Origin of the sequence: Burkholderia sp. Nafp2/4-1b, from assembly GCF_003635165.1 — a bacterium.
Taxonomy (GTDB): domain Bacteria; phylum Pseudomonadota; class Gammaproteobacteria; order Burkholderiales; family Burkholderiaceae; genus Burkholderia.
Genome location: NZ_ML058645.1, coordinates 1 through 10340, shown reverse-complemented (window position 1 = coordinate 10340; position 10340 = coordinate 1). Strand labels below are relative to the sequence as shown.

Here is a 10340-nt window from a genome sequence, read left to right as displayed (position 1 = left end):
CTTTTTGAACTGGCCTCTTAGGGATTGCGTGTGAGGCGTTGCAAGAACGCCGAGCTTATCGTGCCACGGCTATGCGTCGGAACAGGGGCAAAAGGAGGGTTCGCGTGACAGTATGCTCACGATCCATCTCGAAATATCATATTGACGGCAGAGCGCTCGCGCCGCCGTCCAATCTCGGTACGTTCGACTACTCTGTTTGAATTCGTGGCACAATTCGTTACAAAGCACTCACAATATATCGCTATCGCCCGGAACGGCGGGTCGAGCAAAGGCCATATTTGGATTGGAAACGTGACGATCAAGCTGAAGACTTTCTTCACAACGTCACGACGTCATAGAATTACGATGTCTCCCATGAGATGAGCCACTCGATGAAGCGCAATAGCACGCGCTGAGCATCATCCATTCCGGGATCATCGAATTCGGCCATGTGAAGAAACGATATCGGCGATTGGCCAGGAGCACGGACCAAATCATTAGGCTGTCGCACTGGGCACTGCACCTGACGCGCCATCAACTCGTGAATTGATGCGGCAAGGGCTCCAACCCGGGCTCCCGATCGTGCTCCCCCGCCTCGATTGATGGCGTGCGTCTGCTCACACGTCGCTTTTGACGTACCGCGAGTCACGGCGTGCGCCGAAATGAATGAATCGCTGAAACATGGCTGCGGAGACGGTCCCCAACTGAGAATGAATGGCTCAGATTGAGCTGGACATCGCGAGCGAAGTTACAACCTGGCGCGTCGTTTCCAGAAAGTAGTAATGCCGCCCAGTTTTCTCCGAACGGCATTGCTCCCACCGAGATCGTGCGCGAGGGATCTCCGCGCAATGACGATGTTGACGCCGCATTGCGCCTCGGCGAAGAGCGGCCGCAGGGCCGACGAGCTGGGTGAACGTGAACGTTTTCTAGGAGCCGTGCATCGGCCTTTCCTTCATCGTCTGAAGCCCTTCTTCACCTTGTGCACCTGCTCCCATGAGAATCAACCAGTTTGATCGTGGCGCCCTCGTCCTTGCCGTCGCGATGTACGTGTCAACGAGCCACGCAATCGTCATCAGTGACAATGACTTCGTTCGTCTCGGTGGGAACGCTTTTGACGTCCGCGGTACGGCCGGCAGGGCGATGGCGACGCTGCAAAAGCAAAGCCGCGAGCCTCGGTTTCATGCCGTCGGATACCTGAACGGCCATTGCACCGCGACGTGGATTGGCGATACGCTTGATGGCAAATGGTCGTATTTCATGACGGCCGCGCTTTGCGTCGACTACGGTCACCCGCACCCGACGGATGAGGCCGTCCGACGATACAAGGCGACCTTTACCGACTGGTCCGGAACCGAGGTGGCCAGCGGCGAAGGCGAAATCATCCGGCCATTTCAACGACTTGATCCAGCTGCCGCGAAACTAGGCAGTCTCTCAACCGATCTCGCACTCGTGAAGTTGCCCAAACTTGCGTCGATCCTCGGTGCGGACGGAGTTACGCCGATTCAGCCTCCCGTCCTGTATGACGGCAACAGCGAGACCGGCGTACCGGTCACGTTTGTCGGCTACGGCCTATGGGGTCCGGGAACGAAAGGCGGCCACGACGAATTCAGTTCTGGAGGTGCGCTCTCCCGCCGGGCGATTGGTTCGTCCGTCGTCGGTCGACTTCTTGAGAATGATCACGGTGTAGAAGCCGGTTTCAATCCCGTGACAGGGGGAGAACTATGGGCCCGGACGGCGAAGCACGATGGCGGTGCACCGTGGTGGCAGCGGCAGGTCGGCTACGACACGATCGTGGCCGTCGCCTCGAGCACCGTCAATGCTGAGGCAGTCAAAGACAGTCCATTCCAGGCTCGGTCAGTAGGTCCACGCATCTCTCGCTATGTGGACTGGATCAAAGCGGTATTTCCTCAAGCCCGTTTTCTATCGGATACCCATTACACTCTAACGAACGCGCAGCCTGTGGTAGTGTCGCCGGACATCGCGCCTGATGCACAAAAGGGCAGCGTCGCCTTTACTGTCCCGTCCCAAATTCTGACCCATGGCCCTACGAACATGGTCTGGGAAGGCGGTCACAATGGCGAGGCGAGCCAGATCAAAATGTATGTCGTCCCAGAAGGATCGCGAATGGGTATTCCCGTGTACCTGCGAGCTTGGCGTGACAACGGTATGGGACCTGATCGATACAAACCAATGAACAACGCTGTCGAGATTGGCTCCTCGGGCCTTCGCAGCGAAGAAGAAAAGCGTACCAGCCGACTGGTGCTCAAATTCGATCCCCAGGATAACCCCCAGCTCGCCAAGGACAAGGGTGTATTCGAGGGCGAGTTCGACATCGAGGCGCGCGGCTGGCACGACACGAATTTCAAGCGCACCATCCGCGTGAAGGTGCACCTCGAACTGGCATAAGCACCGCCCTAGTCTTACTGTGTCAATAAATTCGTGCCATTATAGAAAACTTCTTCATCCCTGGCGTGAGGAATGATGGACTGGGAGACAGCATTCGAGTCGTATCTGGAACATTTGTGTGAAGCGCTGGGGCATAACGACCGCGCATCAGGATTGAGGGGCTATTGCCAGGGGCTGATGCTGCCAATTCGGCGCAAGAGCGTCGAGCCGCTGGCGGCACATCTGGAACCGGAGCATGTGAGCGCGCGGCACCAGTCGTTGCATCATTTCGTGGCTAAGTCGGAATGGTCCGATACGGCGTTGCTCGAGCAGGTGCGGCGCTGGGTGCTGCCGCACATGGATCTGGTGGGCGGGTTGTACTGGATCATTGACGACACGGGTTTTCCCAAGAAGGGCAAGCATTCGGTCGGTGTGGCGCGGCAATACTGCGGTCAACTGGGCAAGCAGGACAACTGCCAGGTGGCGGTGAGTCTGTCGGTAGCGACGGAAGAGGCAAGCTTGCCGGTCTCGTATCGACTGTATCTGCCGCGTGAATGGAGCGACGATCCCGCGCGACGACAGAAAGCCGGCGTACCTGAGCAAATCGAGTTTGCAACGAAACCGCAGATTGCGGCCGGTCAATTGCGAGAGGCTCGGCAAAGCGGCGCGCCCGACGGTGTCGTTCTGGCCGATGCGGGCTATGGAGGCGACACCTCGTTTCGCGAGGCCGTCGGCGAGCTCGGATTGCAGTACGCGGTGGGCATTCGCTCGAACACACGCGTATGGGCGCCGGGTACTGCACCTCTATCGCCGGAACCTTCCGCGGGGAAGTCGGGCCGGCCGCGCAGCTTATTACGGCGCGCGCCGGGACATGAGCCGATCGGAGTCAAAGATCTGGCCCTGACGCTCGATGCCTCGCGGTATCGCACGGTGATATGGCGTGAAGGCACGTGCGCCGCACTCAGTTCACGCTTTGCCGCCGTGCGCGTGCGTGCTTCACACCGCGATTACTGGCGCTCCACGCTGCGCGATGAAGAATGGCTACTGATCGAATGGCCCGAAGGTGATGCGGAGCCACTCAAATATTGGCTTTCGACTATGCCCCCGGACACGACGCTCGAACGTCTGGTTCATGTCGCCAAGATGCGCTGGCGTATCGAGCGGGACTATCAGGATCTCAAGCAGGAATTCGGCTTGGGACATTTCGAAGGACGTGGCTGGCGTGGATTCCATCACCATGCATCGTTGTGTATTGCTGCCTATGGGTTTCTTGTCGCTCAACGCCTCATTCAAGGTGATAGTAAAAAAAACTCCGCGATCCGCGACCCATTTGCCTTACCCTCGAATTACGTGCCACGCGGGTCCCCAGCGTGCGCAGCGCCACGTGGCTGATTCCATTACCACGCTGCGCTGGCGTATCGCTGCATACATCGCGCGCCGGCTCCTGCGATGTCCGTTTTGCTTAGCGTCCAATGCTGATTTGTTGACACAGTAAGACTAGAGGTCGAAAAGGCTGGCACTGACCTCTTGCGTTAGCCGCTCGCAGATTGCGCCGGCTTCGCCGGCTACCTCCTACACTGTTGTCATTCGCAGCCCAATCGAGACAACATCATGCTCCCTATCCGATCTATTGTTCGCGGATCTGCGGTTCGCTCTCTCGCGATAGACGAAACCCGGCCAATCTCGGCACGCGAATTCGGCACGCGAGAGGTAGAAGCAGTAATCGAAATCCATCGCGATAATCCGTACGCCGCCAACCTTTTGGACAAAATGTCGCGCGCCCCTGCCCAAGCGCGACTTGAGTTGGACGACAGAGCGCGAGCGCTCGACTTGCGCCATATATCTGGCAACGTGATCTTTCAGTGGTGCTCCGATCAACATTCGGACCCGCATTGTGTCACCGCCGTTCAGGAATTGGTAGCGAAGATGTACCAGGAAAGCGAAGTATTTCGCCGATTGGTGAACCATCGTCTGGAAGAAATCACGAGGGGCGAGCATGGTGATGATACCGTGCGCCCTAAACCCATGATGATGTGGGGTGACGCCTATGGTATCAAGGCGACACAGATGGGCACCTTCATGCGGTTCATGCACGACGGCCGAGGCAATTTGGTGCCACCTCCCGACGGGGGCAGTACCGAGCGAGCGGTGATCCAGACGCTTGTTCAAGACATCACCGGATTGCCTCGGGACCACCCCGCGGTAGTGCAATACACGAACCTGATCATGGCGGGCGAGCCTACCCGCGAGCCACCATCGGTGTCCGGAGCCGAGATGATAGCCGCAGACCAAGCCGAGGCGCAACGTGTCGGCTACGTCGTCAGTGACGGCGCGCAAGGTGGGATAATTCAGGGCGTTTGTCCCTCCCTTTTCACCACACCGGCTCTGCCATGGTCACATGGCGATGTCGCCAACCAGCCTGCTTCTGGACAAGCGGCACCGCAGCCTGCCCCGAGCGTCCACCAGGTGTATATGGGCCCGGAACCGGACGATCCGAGTTCGCTTGAGGTGCCGGAGCAATCGCTGTTCATGAGCCAACAAATCGGACTGGACGGAGCGCGTAGGCTGGGTGTATTTGAATCCTGCGGCAATTCGAATCCGGCGACGGCGACGATCACGTCTTTGTCTCAACCGTTCCATCCAGAACCGCTCGGGGCAGTGTCTGCACGACAACCGGCGATCGGGACACAGGACGCCCGATCGGATGATCTGAGTTCGGTCGAGGCGCTTGAGCAATCAATTTTCGTTAGCCAACAAATCGGACCGGACGGAACACGTATGCTGGGTGTATTGGAATCCAGCGGCCATTCGTATCCGCCGACGGCGATGAACACGATCGCGTCTCTGTCTCAATCGTTCCATTCAGAACCGCTCGGAACAGTGTCGGTACTACAAACGGCGATTCGGACACACGACACCCGGCATCAATCTACGACCCTCGACCCCGCACAGGCAAGCGGGCCCGATCTGACACCGCTCCAGCATCTTACGCACATGGTTCTGTTCGGTCCCACACGACAGCCTCAGGAGCCGTGGCCCAATGCCCCTACGACTGGCCCCGCGCACGCACCTCATCATCCAATTCCGGCTGATGTGCGGCAACAGCTCGTCGATTGGGAATTTACGGACCGGCAGATCGCGTCGATTGCCGACAGCGAATGGGGACTCCGTGCCGTCTGGACTTACCACAATAGGTTATCCATCCGAGATTATACGGCCCGTCACGTGGCTGAGATAGCTACCGCGAAGCATCCTCGCGGACTGTTCCATGCCATTTGTTGGTACGACGCCGTACTAACCGGTCCCGTGCATCCGCGCATCGGTTCGGGCGAAACACAAGGTCTGGGCCTGTCACGCGATCAAGTCGTGGAGAAGGCGAAAGAATTCAACTTTCCGAGAGGTTTCACGACATGGGTTATGTCGCAAATGAAAGATCTCTATGGCTACGCACCTCCGAATACCGGCTCACGTCCCAAGGAACGCGATATGAACTTGCTTGCTCCGCCGGCAAGCGCTGCTTTTTATCAACTTCGAACATTCGGATACCCAGAGGATCTGCTCCGAGAAATACACCAACTACCATCAAGCCGTGGCGATTTTGCGGCAATACTCGAACGACACGCATCTCTTACTGAGCTAGGCTACACGCCCTTCCTGATTGCCACGATAGCCACCGGTGACCGCATTCGCGGTCTTGATGCGGTGCTCGAATATCATGCCGCGCTGAAAAATCACGGATATACGGTGGCAGAGATCGCTCGGTTGGCTGTTCACCATGGAGAACGGACGCTAAAAAGCATTGCAATCCATCACCCCGTGCTGACGCATGCACCCGATGACGACCCGCCTGGTCTCGGTCTGGCCAGAAGTGAAGTGGGGCGAATTGCTTCACGTCAGGCGGGGGGCAGATCATTGACACACTCGCGGCGAACAGCGAGGCGTTACGTGTGCTGCAGTTGCCCCCATATGCGATCGTTCTGCTCGCGGCGACCGGGGAAGGGGAATTTCGGATACGGGAAGCAGCCGGACTGCCTGCCGGGCTTTCGACAGCAGACGTCCTACGGCAAGTCACCATGTTGACTTCTCTTTCGAGACACGCATCCGGACGCCCACCGCAATATGTTCCATGATTCGACGCCTCCAGGGTCGGCTCCGGGGAATATCGGTGGCCGCCTGGGGCAGCGAGAAAAATGCGCGCCCGAAGGCGGACCCCGGAGGCCCCTCGCAGGGAAGTGTGCTCGAGCGGCCTGGAGGACGATCGAGTGTAAGTACGAGACCAGTACCGTCTGTGAACGCTCGGTGACGAGTGCCATCATGTCCTGTGAAGGACACGAATGACCGGTCGTGTCCACGATAGGAGTTGTGGACAGCGTGATTCAGACAGTCGAGATCCCGCCGAAACGGCAAACTCGCCGACATCCACGGAATGGAAGCGGACCATCGTCGCGCTGACATTCGAGCCCGGCACGTCGGTCGCCCGTGTTGCTCGCGAGAACGCATCAATGCCAATCAGGTGTGGGCATGGCGCCGCCTCCATGCGCAAGGCCTGCTAACGGCCGATGCGATTCCAGACGCAATGCTGCCGGTTGTCAACGAATCGTCTCAGCCGTCGATGGCGCTCGAAGTGCCGACTGCGACCGACAACATACCGTCCGGCTCGATCCAGATTCAGCATGGCAAGACGTCGATTCGCATCGAAGGCGCGCCGGACCCGGACGTGCTGCGTTCTGTTCTCGATCGCATATTACGATGATCGGTCTGCCTCAAAACACCAGGATCTGGATCGCGGCGGGCGTCACCGATATGCGATGTGGCTTCAATTCGTTCGCCGCGAAGGTACAGACGGTGCTGGAGAAAGATCCGTTCTCTGGTCACGTGTTCGTGTTCCGGGGCAAGCGCGGTGACCTGCTGAAGTGCTTGTATTGGAGCGACGGCGGGCTATGTTTATTGGCGAAGCGGCTCGAAAAATGACGCTTTGCTTGGCCCCGTGCCGACTCTGGTGTGGTCGCGCTGACAACCGCGCAGCTGTCGTTGTTGCTCGAGGGCTTCGATTGGCGGTAGCCGGTCGAAGCCGCGCGCCCACGTAGTGTGCTGTAAACCTTGCAAACTGGCGTTCGCGCGATCGTGGGCAGTCGTAAACTGTCCTCACGGAATCACCTCGACCGCGCTGCCCGACGACACATCAACGCTCTGAGAGCGTTGCTGCTTGAACGTGAAGCTCAGGTAGCTGAGCTGCGAGTAGCTCTCGTTGCGGGCTCTCGAAATCGAGCATCTGAAGCTCACGATCGCGAAACTGCGCCGAATGCAGTTCGGCCGGAAATCGGAGAAACTAGTACAACATCCCTTAAATACGTTGAATAAATAAGCGCCTCGGATCTCATGCTGAGATTAGTCGAGGCCGCCATGCAACGCCAGTTAAGCTGGCGAATAAAGAACGACAGGAACTGCTATCGCTGATCGAGCGGAAGACGGCTGCGCAGCGAGATGTGATGCGGGCGCGCATCGCGTTGTGGGCCCACGAGGGCCACTCCAATACGGTGATTGCGCGGGAACTTGGGGTCTCCGTACAAACGGTCTGCCTGTGGCGCAAGCGCATAGCGCGGCAAGGTGTCCAAGGCATTCGCGAGAGCGAGCGCAGTGGCCGTCCGCCACGCATCACGCACGAAGCGCGACTGCAGCTAATTGCGCTGGCGTGTGAAGCGCAGGAACCTGAGGGGCGGGTCACGCCGACGCTCGACGAGATTGCGGCGCGTGCTGTGGAGCGCGGCGTCGTCGAGCAGATCAGCCGCAGCCACGTACAGCGCATTCTGCAGGCCGGCGATGTACGCCCGCACCGGGTCCAGCAATGGCTGCACAGTCCAGACCCGGCTTTTCGCGAGAAGGTCAACGGGATTTGCAAACTGTACCGCAAGGCGCCGCGAAACGCGGTGGTGCTCAGTATTGACGCGAAGACCGGCATTCAGGCCATCGAGCGCAAGCACCCGGGACGCTCGCCCGCGCCAGGACAACTGCGTCGTCGTGAATTCGAATATATCCGTCACGGCACCCAGGCGTTGATTGCCGCGCTCGATGTGCATACCGGGAAGGTGCTCGCCGAGTGCCGCGATCGGCGCACCCAGGACGATCTGGTTGCCTTCATGGAGCGCGTGGCAGTCGCGTACCCGGGCAAGCAAGTGCACGTGGTTTGGGATAACCTGAACACGCATCGTGCCCAGGTCGTCTGGCAGGAGTTCAACGCACGGCATGGCAAGCGGTTTCACTTCCACTTCACGCCGTTGCACGCGAGTTGGGTCAATCAGATCGAACTCTGGTTTGCGCGCTATACCCGCCGGGTGCTGCGCCACGCCAGTCACACCAGCACTGCGCACCTGCGCGAGCGGACCGAGCGATTCGTCAGCGAGCACAATCAGGCCACGCGCCCCTTCAAATGGAGTTTCAGGGGCTATCCGCTACAAGGTGGCGCATCGTAATTGAGGGATCGACATGCCTGCTTTACCCGCCAAACACTATGCCGCTGAACTGCAGCGGCAACTGCGCAGCCTGCTCGGCCATGAGCAGATCGTCACGCAAGCCTACGGGCGTCATCTGCTGATCAAACGCTTAGACGATGAGGAAGCCACCGTGGTGGCTCGGCTGACCGAACTCGGCCGCAATCGTTATGGTGCCGCCTTTCGCAGTCGTAGCGGACGTTGGGAACCCCTGCCGGGTACCGGTACGCTCGACGAGATGGCCGGAGTGGTCGTCACGCTGCTGCAGCCGTATTTGCAGCCCGATAATTATTAAATCTATTTGCGGGACGCCGTACTAGATCGCCAGATCGAACAGCTCGAATTGCGGTTGGAGGATCTGCAGGCCGACGAAGGCGCCGCTGATGCGGCTGCCGCTCCCGAGGCAAAGCGGCGCGCCGCAAAGGTGCGAGCCGCAAGCCGCTACCCGAACATCTTGAACGCGAAGAGCGCGTCCATCTGCCCGCGGATGATAACTGCCCCGGTTGCGGTGGGCAGGTCAAGCCGTTGGGCGAAGACATCGCGGAGCAACGCGAATACGTGCGTGCGCACTTCCGTGTGATCCATCATCGCCGTCCGAAGCTGGCCTGCGCGCGCTATGATCGCATCGTGCAGGCTGCGGCCCCGAGCCGCCCGACCGATCGGGGCATCCCTGGGCCGTCGCTGCTCACCCACATCGCCGTGTCGATGTTCGCGTACCACCTTCCCCTGCACCGCCAGGCGGTGATGTACGCGCGTGACGGCGTCGAGATCGATCCCGGCACGATGGGCTACTGGATAGGTAGCATAACGGCGCTGCTCGCACCGTTGAGCGACGCCGTGCGCCGCTACATTCTGGCCTGCGGTAAGGTGCATGCGGACGCCACACCGCTGCCGGTGCTGGCGCCGGGCAACGGTCGCACGAAGACAGGACGTCTCTGGGTCTACGTGCGCGATGATCGGCCGAGCGGCTCCGACGAACCGCCGGCGGCCTGGTTCGCTTACACGTCCGATCGCCGCGGTGAGCATCCGCAGCAACATCTTGCTGACTTCGCCGGTTTGCTGCAGGCCGACGCGTTCGCTGGCTATGCCGAGCTGTATCTCGACGGCCGCGTCCAGGAAGCCGCGTGTATGGCTCACGCGCGCCGGAAATTCCACGACCTGCATGCGGTGCGCACCAGCGCCGTGACGGAGGAGGCGCTGTGCCGGATCGGCGCGCTCTACAAGATCGAGGAGCAGATCCGCGGCAAGCCGCCCGACGAACGACGCGGTGTGCGCCAAGCGCGGGCGGTGCCGCTGCTCGATGACATGAAGCGCTGGTTCGAAGCGACGCTTGCCACGCTCTTGCAAAATCTGACACGACCAAGGCGATTCGGTACGCACTGAATCGCCGGCCGGCGCTCGTCTACTACTGCAGCGATGGGTGTGCGGAAATCGATAATCTGATCGCCGAGCGAGCACTGCGAGGCGTCGCGACGGGGCGTTCATTGT

Annotated in this window: 7 protein-coding genes and 2 pseudogenes; all 9 read left to right on the top strand. The window is 59.7% G+C overall.

What is annotated here, in order from left to right; all coding sequences use genetic code 11:
- The first annotated feature begins 972 nt into the window (after window positions 1-972).
- Entirely contained in the window at window positions 973-2385 is a 1413-nt protein-coding gene (locus C7H84_RS34220; RefSeq protein ID WP_121862941.1) for a hypothetical protein, read from the top strand.
- A gap of 75 nt (window positions 2386-2460) precedes the next feature.
- A complete protein-coding gene (locus C7H84_RS34215) occupies window positions 2461-3756 on the top strand; it encodes an IS701 family transposase (RefSeq protein WP_121862942.1) in 1296 nt (431 codons plus the stop codon).
- Between the two features lie 219 nt (window positions 3757-3975).
- The gene (locus C7H84_RS36785; RefSeq protein WP_162999482.1) at window positions 3976-6444 is read left to right on the top strand and encodes a hypothetical protein; all 2469 of its coding nucleotides are present in this window, start codon (window positions 3976-3978) and stop codon (window positions 6442-6444) included.
- A gap of 346 nt (window positions 6445-6790) precedes the next feature.
- On the top strand, window positions 6791-7117 hold the full coding sequence (locus C7H84_RS36780) for a hypothetical protein (protein WP_162999481.1): 327 nt from the start codon (window positions 6791-6793) through the stop codon (window positions 7115-7117).
- Window positions 7114-7335, top strand: coding sequence for an IS66 family insertion sequence element accessory protein TnpB (gene tnpB, locus C7H84_RS34200; RefSeq protein WP_346428410.1), 222 nt, complete (start codon window positions 7114-7116; stop codon window positions 7333-7335). The genes C7H84_RS36780 and tnpB overlap by 4 nt, the downstream gene beginning before the upstream one ends.
- A 181-nt stretch (window positions 7336-7516) precedes the next feature.
- Window positions 7517-7696 (top strand): annotated as a pseudogene (locus C7H84_RS34195) (IS66 family transposase); the annotation flags it as partial.
- Between the two features lie 55 nt (window positions 7697-7751).
- Window positions 7752-8834: an IS630 family transposase gene (locus tag C7H84_RS34190; RefSeq protein ID WP_121862939.1), complete on the top strand. Its 1083-nt coding sequence runs from the start codon at window positions 7752-7754 to the stop codon at window positions 8832-8834.
- A gap of 13 nt (window positions 8835-8847) precedes the next feature.
- Entirely contained in the window at window positions 8848-9147 is a 300-nt protein-coding gene (locus C7H84_RS34185) for a hypothetical protein (protein ID WP_121862938.1), read from the top strand.
- Window positions 9148-9168: 21 nt separating this feature from the next.
- A pseudogene (locus C7H84_RS34180) lies at window positions 9169-10340 on the top strand (IS66 family transposase); the annotation flags it as partial.